General features: G+C 36.4%; 14 protein-coding genes and 1 CRISPR repeat array. Of the genes, 4 read left to right on the forward strand and 10 right to left on the reverse strand.

Annotated elements, in window-relative coordinates:
• Nucleotides 1-195 precede the first annotated feature (195 nt).
• Nucleotides 196-432: direct repeats of the CRISPR family, unit length 36 nt; unit sequence GTTTTGGAAGCATTCAAAACAACATAGCTCTAAAAC.
• Nucleotides 433-548: 116 nt separating this feature from the next.
• Genes csn2 through cas9 form a run of 4 tightly spaced genes read right to left on the reverse strand, consistent with a single transcriptional unit; the run spans nt 549 to nt 6397 of the window.
• On the reverse strand, nt 549-1208 hold the full coding sequence (gene csn2 / locus AB5M32_RS11270) for a type II-A CRISPR-associated protein Csn2 (RefSeq protein WP_178287114.1): 660 nt from the start codon (nt 1206-1208) through the stop codon (nt 549-551).
• Nucleotides 1198-1542, reverse strand: coding sequence for a CRISPR-associated endonuclease Cas2 (gene cas2 / locus AB5M32_RS11275; RefSeq protein WP_178287112.1), 345 nt, complete (start codon nt 1540-1542; stop codon nt 1198-1200). The genes csn2 and cas2 overlap by 11 nt, the downstream gene beginning before the upstream one ends.
• Entirely contained in the window at nt 1539-2405 is an 867-nt protein-coding gene (cas1, locus tag AB5M32_RS11280; protein ID WP_368024466.1) for a type II CRISPR-associated endonuclease Cas1, read from the reverse strand. The genes cas2 and cas1 overlap by 4 nt, the downstream gene beginning before the upstream one ends.
• Nucleotides 2387-6397, reverse strand: a complete 4011-nt coding sequence (gene cas9, locus AB5M32_RS11285) for a type II CRISPR RNA-guided endonuclease Cas9 (RefSeq protein ID WP_178287108.1) — start codon at nt 6395-6397, stop codon at nt 2387-2389. The genes cas1 and cas9 overlap by 19 nt, the downstream gene beginning before the upstream one ends.
• Nucleotides 6398-7071: 674 nt before the next feature.
• Here cas9 and AB5M32_RS11290 point away from each other — a divergent pair.
• The gene (locus AB5M32_RS11290) at nt 7072-7200 is read left to right on the forward strand and encodes a hypothetical protein (RefSeq protein ID WP_010720995.1); all 129 of its coding nucleotides are present in this window, start codon (nt 7072-7074) and stop codon (nt 7198-7200) included.
• Nucleotides 7201-7253: 53 nt separating this feature from the next.
• Complete coding sequence (locus tag AB5M32_RS11295; protein ID WP_178287106.1) at nt 7254-8948, forward strand: oleate hydratase; 1695 nt, start codon at nt 7254-7256, stop codon at nt 8946-8948.
• A 111-nt stretch (nt 8949-9059) separates the two neighbouring features.
• Here AB5M32_RS11295 and AB5M32_RS11300 read toward each other — a convergent pair whose 3' ends face one another.
• Entirely contained in the window at nt 9060-9959 is a 900-nt protein-coding gene (locus tag AB5M32_RS11300; RefSeq protein ID WP_256736275.1) for a hypothetical protein, read from the reverse strand.
• 250 nt (nt 9960-10209) lie between these two features.
• On the opposite strand from AB5M32_RS11300, the gene AB5M32_RS11305 reads away from it, so the two are divergent.
• Together AB5M32_RS11305 and AB5M32_RS11310 are read left to right on the forward strand one after the other, a co-directional pair.
• Entirely contained in the window at nt 10210-11343 is a 1134-nt protein-coding gene (locus tag AB5M32_RS11305) for an alcohol dehydrogenase catalytic domain-containing protein (protein ID WP_010737002.1), read from the forward strand.
• 27 nt (nt 11344-11370) lie between these two features.
• Nucleotides 11371-11703, forward strand: a complete 333-nt coding sequence (locus AB5M32_RS11310) for a YrhK family protein (RefSeq protein ID WP_178287104.1) — start codon at nt 11371-11373, stop codon at nt 11701-11703.
• Nucleotides 11704-11982: 279 nt separating this feature from the next.
• Here AB5M32_RS11310 and AB5M32_RS11315 read toward each other — a convergent pair whose 3' ends face one another.
• From AB5M32_RS11315 to AB5M32_RS11335, 5 genes are all read right to left on the reverse strand, one after another.
• Nucleotides 11983-12450, reverse strand: a complete 468-nt coding sequence (locus AB5M32_RS11315) for a GNAT family N-acetyltransferase (protein WP_010737001.1) — start codon at nt 12448-12450, stop codon at nt 11983-11985.
• Nucleotides 12451-12722: 272 nt separating this feature from the next.
• Nucleotides 12723-13976, reverse strand: coding sequence for a PTS sugar transporter subunit IIC (locus AB5M32_RS11320; protein WP_010721001.1), 1254 nt, complete (start codon nt 13974-13976; stop codon nt 12723-12725).
• A gap of 34 nt (nt 13977-14010) precedes the next feature.
• Nucleotides 14011-14328, reverse strand: coding sequence for a PTS lactose/cellobiose transporter subunit IIA (locus AB5M32_RS11325; protein WP_178287102.1), 318 nt, complete (start codon nt 14326-14328; stop codon nt 14011-14013).
• 15 nt (nt 14329-14343) lie between these two features.
• Nucleotides 14344-14664, reverse strand: coding sequence for a PTS sugar transporter subunit IIB (locus AB5M32_RS11330; RefSeq protein ID WP_010721003.1), 321 nt, complete (start codon nt 14662-14664; stop codon nt 14344-14346).
• A gap of 280 nt (nt 14665-14944) precedes the next feature.
• Entirely contained in the window at nt 14945-15619 is a 675-nt protein-coding gene (locus tag AB5M32_RS11335) for a DUF1003 domain-containing protein (protein WP_178287100.1), read from the reverse strand.
• Nucleotides 15620-15627: the final 8 nt, after the last annotated feature.

The following is a 15627-nucleotide window of genomic DNA, read 5'->3' on the forward strand; positions in this document are numbered from 1 at the left end:
AAACTTAGCAGATTCAACAACTGAAGACACTTTCCTATATATAAGTAAAAAAAGAGCCTACTTTTCATGATAAAGTAGGCATCTCCATTCATTCAAAACAACATAACTCTAAAGCTACCTCTTATCATAGTTGATGAGGTCAGCACTCAAAATAACACAAAACTAAAACAGCGATCGAGTAAAGTACAACGCTTCTACATTTTGGAAACATTCAAAACAACATAGCTCTAAAACAGAAAGTAAATCTCGTTCGATTCTTTGACTGTTTTGGAAGCATTCAAAACAACATAGCTCTAAAACGATGGAACTTGGCAATACTTTGAAATATACGTTTTGGAAGCATTCAAAACAACATAGCTCTAAAACTCATTTTTAGAATTTCTCAAATTTTAGTAAGTTTTGGAAGCATTCAAAACAACATAGCTCTAAAACCTCGCAGAAAAATTTTTTTCTCACGAAATCTCGTAATCGCGCTACTCGTCCATAGCAAAACTTTCGTCTTGAATGCTCATTCATGCTGTTTTTTTGTTATTTTGATTGTTCTTATTTTACCACATTTCTTCACACAAAAAATAGTCTTGATCTAAAACAGTTTGCTTCAATCCTTTTATTTTTCGTGGTTCGATAAAAAGGACAGGCATATGACACAAAGAAATATATTCCTGTAGTTCAGCCATTTCTGTGGTTGTTAAGTACGCTCCAACATTGATAAAAACCAAGCATTTCTTTTTCACTAGATACTTATAAATCTGTAAAATCTCCATTATTTTTTGAAAGATTGATTCTGGTTGCGTCGTAATTCTTATTTTTAATGCTTTGAATAGCTCAACCATACTCATTTCTTCACAGACTAAATCTAATTCATGTTCTAAGAGTTCCTCACTAATCCCTTCCTGAACCTTGGTGGTTAATTGATCAATCCTTGATTTTAGTTCGATGTTTTCATTTAATTGTTGCTCTAAGTCAGCATAGATCAGCTTCAATGTAGTTGGAGCTTGGCTATCAAAACTTAAGATATCCGTCACAACCATCAATTCTGATGGTTTGAGTAGCTGTAATTTATCATTGAAAAACTTTAACATGCTATTTTCACCATACTGGTAAACTCCATGAACGACTTTTGAAAAAACTTCCACATCTTCAATTACAAAAATCAGCGTTTTTTCAAAGCTTATCGGTTGTTCTAATAAAGAAAAGTTAAGGTTCATCCTCCACATCCTCTCCTAAAAAAATGACTCGTTCATCTGAATTAGCTGGACTCAGGTCTTTTTCCCCACACAAATAAACCATTCGTGAAAATTGTTTTTCAGTGACCGTTAGTAAGGTAACTAAGCCCTTTTTAGGATGATGGGCTTTTAATCGACCGAGCATCGCTTGATTAGCAGTACCGTTCAACAAAAACTTACTATATACTGAAAATTGATGCATGATAAAACCTTCACTCAGTAAAAACTTTCTGAACCTTCGATAAACTTTTCGATCATCGCTCGTCTCTGTCGACAGATCAAACATTAATAACATTCTCATGTAACGATAACTCATATTCCGAAATAAGGAACTCCTTTCCCTTCATTATTCAATGTTTTAATCGTTTTATTGGTGTAATCCGACACGATATTCGTTAAGAACATTTCTTTTTTCCCATATAAATACTTTTGTGAAAACAAATCAAACAGCCTTCTTTTGATAATCGGGAAAGGTTGATCACGATATGTATAAACAATTTGATCAACTAGCGGACGAAATGGTTCCATCAAGTCACTTGCTAGATTAAAATCATTAAATTGGTTCGCATGTTTTAAACCGAATTGTGTCATACAACCATTTTTAACGATTTCTCTTGCAAACAAACTCATTAGCAGCGTATAACCGTAATCTAACCCCGCATTGATTTCATTCGACTCCTCCCGCGTGAATTGATTACCAAACAACGTTTGAAAGTAGATTCTTGCCGCATGCCCTTCACGATTCGTCGGATCAAATGTTTCCAATTCTTCTGATAACTTGGAAAGCGCAGATGCCTTTTCAACAAAATCATTTTCTTGTAAAAAACGACATTGGTTATGGATCTTTTGGGCAATGATCGTTGTCCAAACTACGCCCTTCAAGTCCGATTCCCACTGAATTTGTTTAGATAACTGCAAACTACTATCATGTCGCCCATAATAGGAGAATAATTGCGATGACGGCAATCGCTTGTCATCGCAAAATATCACTAAGATTTTTTCATCTGTTAAACGCTTCAACAACATTGTCGTGATCGTGATATCGGTTGTTTCTAAAATAAGGATATCGATCTCAGACAAATGGATTTTTTCCGTTTGTTGCGCATTTTTAAACACCAGATGATTATTTGCATAAGTCAGTTTAGAATGGGTATTGATTACTACTGTTCGCCAGCCCATAAGTCACCCATCCTTATCCTCGTTTCGTATAAACCAGTGACCGACTGGTAAATGATCGTAGCATCCCAAATCTCTGTTAAGCTGGTATAACGTTTTCGAGGGATCGTTACTCCGAAAAATTTAAAGTCTGCTGGAGCACCTATCGCATTGAACTGTAACAACTGCAAAAAGGATTGTGCGATCATCGAAGTCTCTCCATATTTGTTTTCTTCATAGAGTTCTTGAATTCGCTCTATATTTTTATCCGCAAGTGTATACTTTTCTGCAAAAGCGAGAACTTCGGTTAAGATGGCTGAGAAATCAGAAAGATGAGTATTGACGTAGTCAAAACTTTCTTGATAGGTGATTTTGTCATAATGCTGCGCATGGTATAACAAGGTTACTAATTGGTCCGATAAGATGAAAGGATTCCCTTTTTGCGACTCCTTGTGACTTGCCAGGAATCTTCTGCGCCCATTATCAAACTCAAACAAGGTATATTTTGGCAATTTGATAAACTCTGTCACCTGAGGAAAGCCTTTTTCTTTTAAAAATGTAGTCGGATCTTTTTCAAAAGCCGCTTGTTCCATGATGGTAATTCCTTCAATTGCCCTGGTTTTCTTTTGTGTCTTCCCTTTGGCATAAACAAACGCAATGGCATAGGCAATGACTGGACTTCCAAAACCACCGTACTTCGTCACATCCCAATTATTTTTCCGTTCGATCAGTTTATCAGGTTTTTCTTTTGAATTGACCGTTTCCTTATAGAAACCACCTTTTTGTTGTTCGACTTTTTTCACTACATTCACTTGATGGGAGCTAAGAACTTTTTTGATCCGTGGGAGATGATGGCTTTTTTCCCAATAAATTTCCCCATTTTCATCGCAAAACGGTTCGTCTGATTCAAGGAACTTTAAAATATTGGAATAAAATTCTTTTTTAGCGGTAGCTTTATTTTCTCTTGCTAAACTATATTTGACATACTTTCCATAGACAAATTCAGGTGCTAATTTAGGGTACCGTTTTAACAAAACATTCGCAATGAAACCATTTAAATACGCATCATGCGCATGATGATGTGGATTGATCTCACGTACTTTATAAAGCCCAAAAGTTTGTCTGAATTGGCTCGTCAATGTTGCTTTTAGCGTAATAATCTGTACCCCATCACAATCTGTTCCTTCCTCTTCCTGATTAAACGATTGATGTAAAATATTCGCAACATGTTTCGTGATTTGTCTCGTTTCGACTAATTGCCGCTGAATAAAACGAGCTTTATCCTCTGGTGTCAGTTCAATTTTAGTTAAATACGCATATTTTTTGGGACTAATCAATTTGGCTTCTTTCAGTTGATTCCAAAAGATCCGTTGCTCGTTGACTATTTGTTTACTCGGCACATCGTCGCGCTTCTTTTGATTTTGTTTACTAGCAACTAACACCTTGTTATCAATAGAATTATCCACAATAAAACTTCTCGGTATGATATGATCCACTTCGTATTGGTGAAGATTCTCGATTTCTAGCGGTTCTCCCGTATACATATCTCTGCCATTTTGCAAATAGTACAGGTACAACCGTTCTTTTTGTAGCGCTTTGTTATCTGTTGGCTGTTCTTTTAATAACGTGCTTCCTATCTGTTTCAACCCATTTTCTAAAGCTTTAAGACGTGGTTTCGTCCGATGCGTTTTTTGGTTTTCTCTTGCCATTTCGATCACGATATTCTTTGGTTTGTATCCAATGATCGCAATCAGTTCTTCCACGATTTTAAGACTTTGCCAAATTCCTTTTTTGATCGCCGGACTTCCTGGTAAGTCTTGTATGACGTCAACTAATGATTTATGTTTAGAAAACACCGTTGCTTTTGCAATTTCTTCTTTAAAAGATAAATGCTCATCATTGATCAGCTGCATCAAATTACGGTTACGGTTAGCCGGAACGTCATCATCGTTGATTAGATAATCAAGGATCGTTTTATTCGTTTTTCGATCTCTGATGCCATGGATCAATTTAGCTGAGAATCTTCCCCAGCCAGTGTAATGTTTTCTTGCAAATTCTTTGAGCAACTTTTCACCGAAGACCTCTTGATACTTACTTAATTGATGTTTAATCATTTGCCGGTCTTCAAAAATGGTGAGTATTTTTACGATATCCTCAAAAATCGGTTCCATTTCGGGCTGTTCCAACCACTCTTGCATGGCTTTTTGGTTTGTTTTTGCTAATTTCATAAAATCATGATACGTGCTATACGAAGCATTAAATGCTTTTTCAATACCAAAAATCTGGGCATTTTCAATATGGTAATGCGTATACAAAAAGTTTTGTAATTTTTTGACAGTGATTTTCCCTCGCTCTTTTTGAAACAACTGTTTAAAAATCTGCTGTTTCTCATCACCGGAAAAATACTGTTTCACACCTCGTTCATCTTTATAGCTCACTTTGGTTAGTTCATTGAAAATCATATATTTTTGATAAAGTAAGCTATTTTTAGGAAGTACTTTTTCTGTCGGTAAATACGTATCTTGCTTTGTCATTCTTTGAATAAAACGCATCGCTGATTTTTCGATATCTACGACTTCTGAAAAATTCCACGGATTGATTTTTTCAGCTGTTTTCCGCTCGATCCAAGCAAAAGAACTAGCCTCTTGTTCTTTTGCCAAAGGACCGACATAATAAGGGATTCGAAATTTGAATAACGCAATGATTTTTGGTCCTGCTTCTTCTAGAAATGGATAATGTTGTTTTTGTTGATTAATGATCGCTTTCAATTCTGTTAAATGTACTTGATGAGGAATAACCCCATTGGTATAAGTACGTTGTTTCAATAAAAAGGTTTCTTGATCGATTTTTTCTAGAAAAGGTTCACTTCCTACTATCCCACTTAGCTCTTTTTTGACGAATTTATAAAATTCTTCTTGAGTTGTTTTTCCTTTGATATAACCAGCATAACCATTTTTGGTGGTATCTTTGAAAAAAACCGTTGCTTTTTGCGGTACGTTTTCTTTCACAAATTGTTTGAATTTTGCCAAATCAGCTTTATGCCGTTCATACCGTTCGACCATCCCTGAAGACAGTTTTGCTTGCGTATGTTTGACAGTTGAAGAAATAATCTCTGATAATAAGATCGCATCATGGACTTTCTTCGCTTGCAAAAAGATATCTAGGTACTCATCACCGATTTTTTCTAACAAAGACTCCAGATCTTCTTCATAGGTTTCCTTTGAAAATTGGAGTTTTACTTCTACTTCCAAATCAAATATACGTTTAAAGTTCGCTTGATTCCCAACGATCAATTTTAAACATTGAGCAAAAAAGCTGTTGATTTTTTCTGTAGGATAATATTTGAGGATTTCTTCCACTTTTTTCGTCTTCGATAATTTATCTGTCAAAATAGTTAAAACGGGTTGGTGAACGATCAGTGGTTGATCTGATTGTTTGCCATACTGTTCTAAAAAAACACGAAAGCTTTCTTCAATAGAGGTATTCTCCGTATCCAAGTCTCCTTCAAACAAAAAATGACCACGATATTTCAATAGATGAGCCAATGCCAGATAAACCAAACGGAGATCTTCTTTTTCCGTTGAATCGACTAACTTTTGGCGCAAATGATAGATTGTCGGATATTTTTGATAATATTCTTTTTCTTCCTCTAACGTGGGGAAAATCGATGCTGGTTTGTATTGTTTTTCTTCTGGAACTAAGAAGCTTTCTTCCAAACGTACAAAAAAGCAGTCATCTTGTTTGCAGAGTTCTTCAGCAAAAAGATCTTGTAATTTGCTGAGTCGATATTTTCTGCGAGCCAATCTTCGGCGATTCGTTCGCTTAGTTCTTCTAAACTCCGCTGTTTGACCTTCATCAAATAATCGTGCGCCCCAAAAATTTTTTTTGATTTTCTTTTTTTCAGTATTTCCGTGAACGCTCATTTTCCTTTTCATTAATTGATAATCATCTGTTAGTACCGCCCAGCCCACAGAATTGGTTCCTATATCTAAACCAATCGTATAGTCCTTTGTCATTCACTATCCATCCCTTCTTTTAACATTTACACAACTTAGCAAGTTGTCTTCTTTACAATTGCCAACCATCATGAATAGTTAGACAAAGTGATTTTCTTTTTCTACTTGTAACTCTTTGGTATTATGCTATAATCAATTTGTTGGTAGCATTCAAATCAACATAGCGAGTTAAAATAAGGCATTGTCCGTTATCAGCTTTTAAAGCAAGCACTGTCTCGGTGCTTTTTTATTTTGCCTTTTTTTGTTATATATAGGATTTTTAACAGTTTTACTATAACACAAAATTTTTATGCGATTTTTATTTTTGAAAGCATTTTATTTAGAATTTTGATTTTAAAATCAAATCTAATGAAACTTTTTTCAAAAAATAATTCTAATTACCTAATGATTCATCAGATATAAAATAACACAAACCTCTTACATATCCTTTCATTGCTATCTGGCAAACCATTCTTTCCAGATTTTCTGCCAATCTTGATTTTCTTCCCAAGCTTTCCATTTTTTCAGCTGACCAACTTTTCGATTCCATTGACTTACTTGTGCTCAAAATTAGACACTCTGTTCAATCTGTCCAAAGTTTGGATATTTGGTTACCCTATCATTTGGCAATTAGAATGAAAGGTTCTATCCTTTTACATAGAAGGACGAGAGAAAAAACAAAGGAGGAACATCTTATGAGTAAAAAATGGATCAAACTAGGTATTGGACTAGGCATATTAACATTGGGTGCTGTTTATCTTGGTAAAAAGACAGGCTTGTTAGAAGATGATCGTCATTTGTATGATGAATTTGAATCGATCTAGTTAAAGAAACGAATCGTCAGACTGTTCACTTGTAAAATACTGGAGGAATCACAATGAGAAAAAGTAAAGCAATAATGATTGGCGCTGGAATCGCCAATATGGCAGCTGCTGTTTATTTGATTCAAGAAGGAAACTGGCGTGGTGATCAGATTACGTTTTATTCTTTAGATGACCATGGCTCCAATGATGGTGCCCCAACGGATACCGTTGTCGATGAATATTGGAATAAAAATCATCCCTTAGAAAACAAAAAGGGCTATATCGCCCGTGGTGGACGTATGCTCAATTATCGAACATACGTGGATTTGATGGATCTCTTAAGCCGAATCCCCTCTGTCACCGAACCAGGAATGACTGCGGCTGAAGATACTAGAGATTTTGATGCAAAACACCGAACATTTGATAAAGCACGTTTGATGGAAGGCGGCAAAGGAATTATTGACGGAGGCAAACTAGGATTTAACAATAAAGATCGTTTGTTATTGACTAAGCTGATCGCCATGCCTGATTCAGAAGAAGAAAAATTAGATAATGTCACAATTGAAGAATACTTTAAAGATGATCCTCACTTCTTTGAGACAAACTTTTGGTTTATGTGGGAAACAACTTTTGCTTTTCGTACTCGTAGTTCTGCCCAAGAACTTCGTCGCTATATGCATCAAATGATTTATGAATTTACACAAATCGAACATTTGGTAGGAGTAAACCGAACTCGCTATAATCAGTATGAAAGTATCATGTTGCCATTGATCAATTATTTAAAAGACCAAGGATGTCAAATCATTTTGAACCGCCGCGTAGTCGATTGGGAATTCAAAGAAACTCCGATGCAAGATGAAATTACAGTGACTGGCTTAAAAATGATCAACACGTTAACCAATGAGGAAGAACACGTCGTGGTTGATGGTGATACGGGTGTGTTTTTCACTAACGGATCAATTACTGATTCGGCTACACTAGGTGACTACGATACACCAGCTGTTGAAAATATGGATTATGGTGCTGCTTCTAGCTTGTGGAAGAAAGCCAGTGAACGTTTCTATAATTTAGGTAACCCTGACAAATTTTTTGCCGATCGTGATGCCAGCGAATGGGTCAGTTTCACTTTAACAACTAAGGATCATTTGCTTTTAAATGAAATTACTCGGATCACGACACAAGTCCCTGGTAATGCATTGAATTCATTTATCTCCACTACACCAATCACGCCACTCGGACAAAAAGATGTCAACATGTCGATCGTCGTTCATCACCAACCACATTTTACTTCACAAAAACCAAACGAAACCGTCATTTGGGGATATTTCTTATACCCTCGACGTCGTGGAGAATTTGTGGATAAGCAATATATCAAGATGACTGGGAAAGAAATGTTAGAAGAATTGATCGGACAACTTTCGAAAGTCGATCCTGGTCCTGAAAATATTCGAACGAAGGAAACCGAGATTTTTGATAGCGTTGTGAATAATATTCCTGTGTATATGCCTTATGCTTCTGCATTATTTAATAATCGAGCAAAAAGCGACCGACCAAAAGTGATTCCTCAACACTCAACGAACTTGGCATTTACTGGAGAATTTGTCGAACAACCTTATCAAATGATCTTTACGGAACAAAGTGCCGTACGCTCTGGCGAGATCGCTGCTTTCCATTTTGCTGGTATTCCAATGTCACGTCTTGTTAAAACTCCAAGATATGACAAAGATATTCCTACATTGATGCGTGCTGCTAAGAAAATGTTTGAATGATCGATGCAATAAGGTATCAACAAGGAACAACCGCAACAAAAAATGACTGTCACTTCCTAGTAACGGGAGTGACAGTCGTTTTTTAGTATTTCATCATTCAACGAATGATTTTTATTTAGCTATTATCTTAGGCTTTTTTAAGGTACTGCTTCCAGTTTTCAGCCACTTTTTATTTTGCCGTTTCTGCAGAAGCTTACTTCCCCCACCGAATAATACAGCACAAAACAAAAGAATGCCCCCAATAATCGCTGGATACATCAGTAGATCTTGCACGTAATGTGTCATTAATTGTAAAGTCGCTTGTGAATGAAAAGCTATATTATGTAAAACGTCTTGTATATAAAGCAATCCTGCTAAAACACAAAACATACTTCCAGTCGTTCCCAAAATAAACATACCGTAACGCAGGAAAGAAAAGGGTGTTTTGTTAATTAACCGATATAAATAGACTAGCCAAAACGCCAATAGACCCAGACAGATGTAAAAAAGAGGTACCACTATTTTTCGAGCAGACACGATGTTTTCGATAAAAATAGTCAAGTATCGATCACCTAATGCACTTTGGAAGTGATACATGTAAATAAAGATCATTGTCTCGATTTTATTTTTTTCCTCTTTATCGATAGTCAGTTGTTTTTTTGTTGCAATTGTAGCCACCGCTTGAGCAATTTTCTCACTCACCTCATTGCTGTCTCTTAGCTCATAATTTGTTTCTTCATATGTATGTTGAATAAATGGTCGAAGAGCTTCTTCGACAAAACTTGGTGAAAGTGCCGTTGCAACGACCTCTGAAAATTCACTTTCTTCTGTGTTTTCTTTCCGAAAATTCTGAGCAGCTTCTGCGAGGACCAATTCGCTATACTTTGTTTTTTCGATTTGACCGAGTAAATACGCCTGATCAAAAAACGTCACTTGAATGATTCCTACGGAAATAATCACAAACAAAGTCACTGAACAAGCAAATGTGACCATCAGTTTTCTGATTTGTTCTCCCTTTTTTTCTTTTATCACAAATAACCTCCCTTTTGATCTATTTTTTAATCTGTTATTTACTTAACCTAAGAAATCAACATAATTTAATTATACTTCTAACTATAGAGCTTCTCAATGTAAACCAAATAATACACTAGTTATTTTAAAGTGATTTCCCCTTTACTAAAAGCGTTTCACTACTCAAAAGCCAGCTCCTCCTTTAGAATGAAATTAGCTGTTCGTTCAAAAAATGACATGTTATAGGGTTTGAAGAAAGGAGTTTTATTTCATGAAAGCTGTTACCTGGCAAGGAAACCAAAAAATGGAAATCAGAAACGTAGATGATCCAAAAATCGTGGAACCGACAGATGCTATTATTCGAATTACCGCTACTGCGATTTGCGGCTCGGATCTTCACCTCTATCATCATGGGGAGGCTGTTTTAGAAAAAGGATATGTCGTTGGTCATGAACCAATGGGGATTGTTGAAGAAGTAGGTCCTGCAGTAAAAAAACTAAAAAAGGGACAGCGGGTCGTTATTCCTTTTAATATTAGTTGTGGGCATTGTCATTTCTGTACCCATGAGATGGAAAGTCAATGTGATCGCTCAAATCCAGATCAACTTTATGGTGGTTTATTTGGCTTTGGCCGTTTAAATGGGAATCATTGGGGTGGTCAAGCTGAGTATCTTCGGGTACCGTTTGCTGATAGCACTTCGTTTATCGTACCTGACAATGATCTTGCAGATGAAAAAGTCCTTTTCTTATCTGATATCCTTCCAACTGCTTATTGGAGCGTTCAAAATGCCAACGTAAAAAAAGGCGATACTGTAGTGGTCTTAGGGTCAGGACCAGTTGGGTTGTTTGCACAAAAATTTGCCGCTATGGCAGGAGCAGAGCGAGTGATTGCTGTCGATCCGGTCCAACATCGTATTGATAAAGCCGCTCGTTACAATCATGTAGAAACTTATTTGTTAGAAGATACTCAGTCTGCTGGGAAAGAACTTTACGAATTAGCAAAAGGTGGCGCTGATGTCATCATTGATTGTGTAGGGATGGATGGCTTGGAACCAGTGAAAGAAAAAGCTAAGAATCTCGTTAGTTTGCAAAGCGGGACGATTTCACCGATCCAAATGGCTGCGCAAGCTGTCAAAAAATTTGGAACCGTACAAATCACTGGTGTTTATATGACCCCAGCTTCTTCGTACCCACTACAAGAATTTTTCATGAGAGATATCACAGTGAAGCATGGTCAGGCACCGATCGTTCATTTGATGCCTAAAATTTACGAGATGATTGCTGCGGGTCTGTTCGATCCAACCCAAATCATCACACATGCGATGCCTTTAGCTGATGCTGCCCGAGCATACGAGATTTTTGACAAAAAAGAAGATAAAAATATCAAAGTTGTTTTGAAACCTTAGCTTTGTTCACAGATAGGTGAGTGAGAGATGCCAGAAATAAAACGAAAAAGCCATGAAATAGATATTGGGAAAGAAGAAGATATCGAAATTGCTGGACAACGTTTTCGTCTTTATTTCCAGAACCGCTATACATTATTGTCTCTTGCAGTTGATTTATTAACAGGGATTTTTTATATTTTTGGAAGCGTAGCGTTGTTAACAGATATTCCAGACCGTTATAGTACCTATTGTTATCTAGTAGGAGCGATCTTTTTGACTGCACGACCTATTTTGAAAATAGTACGTAATGTCTTCATCTATGACGAGAAAAAAAAAACAAAAAAAGAGCGAAAAAAAAGAATGAATAAGAAAGCTTCCTAATTTTTCGGTAAAAAGACGGAACGCCTATTTAGGACAGCGAGCTCATTCATGCTTTTCCAACAAATCAACCATTCTAAATTCCAGGACTGATAGAACTTTCTATTGCTCCTGGAATTTTTTTGAAGCTAAAAAATGGGACCGTCCACTAATAATACTCGAATAACCAATATACCAACAAAAATAGCATCAAGAAACAATTTCCGATTTTTCTTGGCATTGCTCACCAGAAACAAAAGATTACTGATCAGATAAAGAACCCTTTTGAGTAATCAACTCCGATCACGTTGTAAAAATCGCTAGTTGATATAAATAAACCGGGATCCCTTCATTATCTTGCACTGTCGTCAGATATTCCCACTCATATCTTTCATAAAAACCTGTATGGTCAGTCGCTACATAGAGCTGCGAAATCCCAAGCGCCCCCATATCCTTTCGAATAAATGATAAAATCTCTTTGGCAATTCCTTGATTACGATATTCTTTTTCAACAAACAACGCACAAACATTCGGAGTCAAATCTGGACGATCATGAAAATCATTCGCGATGACCCCTGCTCCAGCGATAATTTTTTGTTCTGACGTCACGACTATATACCATTGAGGAACAGCGTTAGATGATTGAAGAGAATCTTCCATGCTCTCTTGGTAAAAGGAAAGCGGAAGATGCCATTTTGACGTAAACCATTGCGCTGCCTGTTCCAACCATTCAGGTCTTTCTCTGATCTTAACCAACTCATAACCTTTCATTTCGTCCTTTCACTCCCCTATACATTTGCACTATTATAGCACGCTTGTTATCGAAATGGTTTTTTTTAAACTCCAAAAAAACCTCCTTTTATCCTTCTTTTTCACTAAGAAAAAAGAAAGCAATCCTTGAGCCATTTATCCAAAAAAAAACAGTTGTCATGACCTCTGTCAGACAACTGTTTTTTTTGATCGCTCATTAAACGAAACAAGATCTTTTCACTAAAGAATAGCTACTTTTGATTGTATGTGCTGTTTCTTTCTTTTATGTGCTTTTAGCCGTTTAATGCTTCTTTTCTTTTTTCTTGAACTGTCGCTACTTTCACAAATGGTAGGTAAATCAAGACAGATAAGATTAAGTTGATAGCAGCTAAGACACCGCCAGCGATACTTTTTGTTGCTAATACCCCACCGATTACTGGTGGTGTTACCCATGGTGGCATCACCGTTGCAGCTGGAACTAGTCCGGTAGCAGTAGCAAAATAAGCAACAGATACTAAAACCATTGGGGTTAAAATAAACGGAATAAACATAATTGGGTTCAATACGATTGGTAAACCAAACATTGTTGGTTCATTGATATTGAAAACACCTGGTGCGATCGACAAGTTCGTAACAACCATATAAGGTTTATTTCTACGTCCCACTAAATAAATCGCTAGTAACAGACCTAATGTTGCCCCTGTACCACCTAAGTTGACAAAGCTATCAAAGAAAGGTTTGTTTACAATGTATGGTGCGCTATGACCAGCAGCAATCGCATTAACATTCGCTTCGATTGCTGGTGCATTGATTGTTTGCATCAAAGGGTCTACCATGTTTGCCCCGTGTAATCCAAAGAACCATAAGAATGGTGTAATGAATGCTAACAACAAAGCTGATGGATAAGAATTGGCTAGTCCCATGAATGGTTCTTGGACAATTGTATAAAACGCGCCTACGATATCATCTACACCAAATGCAGCAAAGATCGCAGCAATCAAAGCAAAGAATGAGATCGTGATCATTGCAGGTAATAATGAAGCAAAGGCTTTAGCTACAGCTGGTGGCACGCCATCAGGCATTTTGATGATTAATTTTTCATTTCCACTTAAACGAACAAAGATTTCTGTTGAAATAATCCCAACAATAATTGCAATAAATAAACCATTTGAGCTCATGCCCAACGCTCCGCCTAATGCGAAGAATGAACCTAAAGAAATTACTCCAGCAGAAACGCCGTCTTTACGATAACCATTTGCCAAATGATAAGCAAGTAGAAAGGCGATCAAAACTGAAAGAATCGCAAATGTACCATTCCAAGCAGCTGCGCCAAATCCTTTCCAAGCTTCGCCACCAAAAATTTTATTCATTAATTCTTGGAAACCAGGAATAGGCAAGTTATTGATCATTACTGCTAACGCACCTAAAATCATCAAAGGCATACTGACCATAAATGAATCACGAATCGCTACTAAATGACGTTGAGCACCAATTTTTGATGCCACAGGTATAAAATGTTTCTCCATAAATGCAACAAATTTATCCATGTTTCTTTCCTCTTTTCTATTTCACCAGTTTACTTTAAGCATCTAAACGTCGATATAAATCAATGATTTCTTTTGCTAAATCTGCAAATGCAATCGAAGTCATCAGATGGTCTTGGCTGTGAACCGTTAATAAAGTCACTTCCATATGATTACCTTGTGCTTCTTGTGTTAACATTTCTGTTTGAGAGTGATGAGCTTGCACTAAAGATTCTTCTGCATCTTTGATTTTTGCATCAGCTAACTCAAAATCTCCTTTTTTCGCTGCAGCAATCGCTTCCATTGCATCGCTTTTTGCATTTCCGCCAAACATGATCAAACCCATGATTGCTTCAAGATTTTTTTGCTCTTGCATTGTTGGTTTCCTCCATTATTTATTGATTAATGATTCTGCTTGTTCTAATACTTTGGCACCGTTCATCATACCGTAATCTTGCATATTGATTACATCTAAAGGAATTCCTTTTGGTGCTAATTTTTCAGCAAATTGATTTTGCATAAAACGTACTTGTGGGCCTAAAAGTAAAACGTCTACATTTTTTGATTCTAATTGATTGTCTGCATCTGAAGCAGATACTGCAAAGATATCAGCCTCGATTCCTTTTTCTTCTGCCGCTTTTTGCATTTTTGTTACTAATAAACTAGTACTCATTCCAGCTGAGCATACAAGCATGATTGTTTTCTTTTCCATTTTCTACACTTCCCTTTCTTGTATCTTACACTTTTATATAAAGCAATTACCGTGCCAACTTTTAAAGCGCTTTAATCCCTTGTCGTGCTAACGCTTCCAAAAGAACACGGTGTCGATGCACACTTCTTTTTTCTTTGCACACTAAAATTAGTGTGCAAACGTTGATCATTTCTCTGATAACTTTATGTAGCTAATTCATGGTATCAAAAAAAATAAGCCGTAGTTTCGCAAAAATGACTCCTTTGAGCGAATTCCAGCTTATTTTCATCTGCTTGTCCTACTATTCACTTTTTGTCGTTTCTTGGAATTTTTCATTTAATTGGGTTAATAACTCAATTTGTAATTGTTGTAATTCCAGCATTTGTTGCCATTGCTGTGACATCAAATAATCGATTTTTTCATGCAACAAACTAATTTCTAACTCAGCTTTTAGGTTTGTTTGATAATCATGGTCGGCTGCTATCCGATCTCTAGCTGCTTGTCTGTTTTGACTCATCATAATGATCGGTGCTTGGATAGCAGCTAAACAAGAAAGCACTAAGTTCAAAAGAATGAACGGATATCGATCAAATGATAGGCCAAAAAAATGTAACGTATTCAACAAGATCCAACTACCTAAAATCACTACAAAGAGAAAGATAAACGGCCAACTACCACCAAACTTGGCAATTGCATCTGCTGATTTTTGACCAAAAGTCGCTTTTTGATTGATCGTTGTATTTAAATTTTGACTAATGATTTGCTTATTTTTCAACTGCTCTAGCATTTCTTGATTAATTTTTTTTGTTTCATTCTGGTCTTGAATGATTTTTTTTTTTATATACTCAAAATGATAATTCATAAAGGTAATAAAAGGGATTTGGGACTCTATGGTCAGTTTCTTATTTTTTTGTAAAATAAATGAACGAATATCTGTATCAATTGTTTTCAGATGAACGTAATCTTGATGAGCCATGGCAACTC

The organism is Enterococcus sp. C57 (assembly GCF_040887305.1).
In the GTDB taxonomy this organism is placed as follows: Bacteria; Bacillota; Bacilli; order Lactobacillales; family Enterococcaceae; genus Enterococcus_B; species Enterococcus_B hirae.

Coding starts and splice junctions, on each gene's coding strand:
- AB5M32_RS11325 (WP_178287102.1), bottom strand. CDS start 14,328: ATGCAAGAGCAAAAAAATCTTGAAGCAATCATGGGTTTGATCATGTTT.
- AB5M32_RS11330 (WP_010721003.1), bottom strand. CDS start 14,664: ATGGAAAAGAAAACAATCATGCTTGTATGCTCAGCTGGAATGAGTACT.
- cas2 (WP_178287112.1), bottom strand. CDS start 1,542: ATGAGTTATCGTTACATGAGAATGTTATTAATGTTTGATCTGTCGACA.
- AB5M32_RS11305 (WP_010737002.1), top strand. CDS start 10,210: ATGAAAGCTGTTACCTGGCAAGGAAACCAAAAAATGGAAATCAGAAAC.
- AB5M32_RS11290 (WP_010720995.1), top strand. CDS start 7,072: ATGAGTAAAAAATGGATCAAACTAGGTATTGGACTAGGCATATTAACA.
- cas1 (WP_368024466.1), bottom strand. CDS start 2,405: ATGGGCTGGCGAACAGTAGTAATCAATACCCATTCTAAACTGACTTAT.
- csn2 (WP_178287114.1), bottom strand. CDS start 1,208: ATGAACCTTAACTTTTCTTTATTAGAACAACCGATAAGCTTTGAAAAA.
- AB5M32_RS11315 (WP_010737001.1), bottom strand. CDS start 12,450: ATGAAAGGTTATGAGTTGGTTAAGATCAGAGAAAGACCTGAATGGTTG.
- AB5M32_RS11335 (WP_178287100.1), bottom strand. CDS start 15,619: ATGGCTCATCAAGATTACGTTCATCTGAAAACAATTGATACAGATATT.
- AB5M32_RS11295 (WP_178287106.1), top strand. CDS start 7,254: ATGAGAAAAAGTAAAGCAATAATGATTGGCGCTGGAATCGCCAATATG.
- AB5M32_RS11310 (WP_178287104.1), top strand. CDS start 11,371: ATGCCAGAAATAAAACGAAAAAGCCATGAAATAGATATTGGGAAAGAA.
- AB5M32_RS11320 (WP_010721001.1), bottom strand. CDS start 13,976: ATGGATAAATTTGTTGCATTTATGGAGAAACATTTTATACCTGTGGCA.
- cas9 (WP_178287108.1), bottom strand. CDS start 6,397: ATGACAAAGGACTATACGATTGGTTTAGATATAGGAACCAATTCTGTG.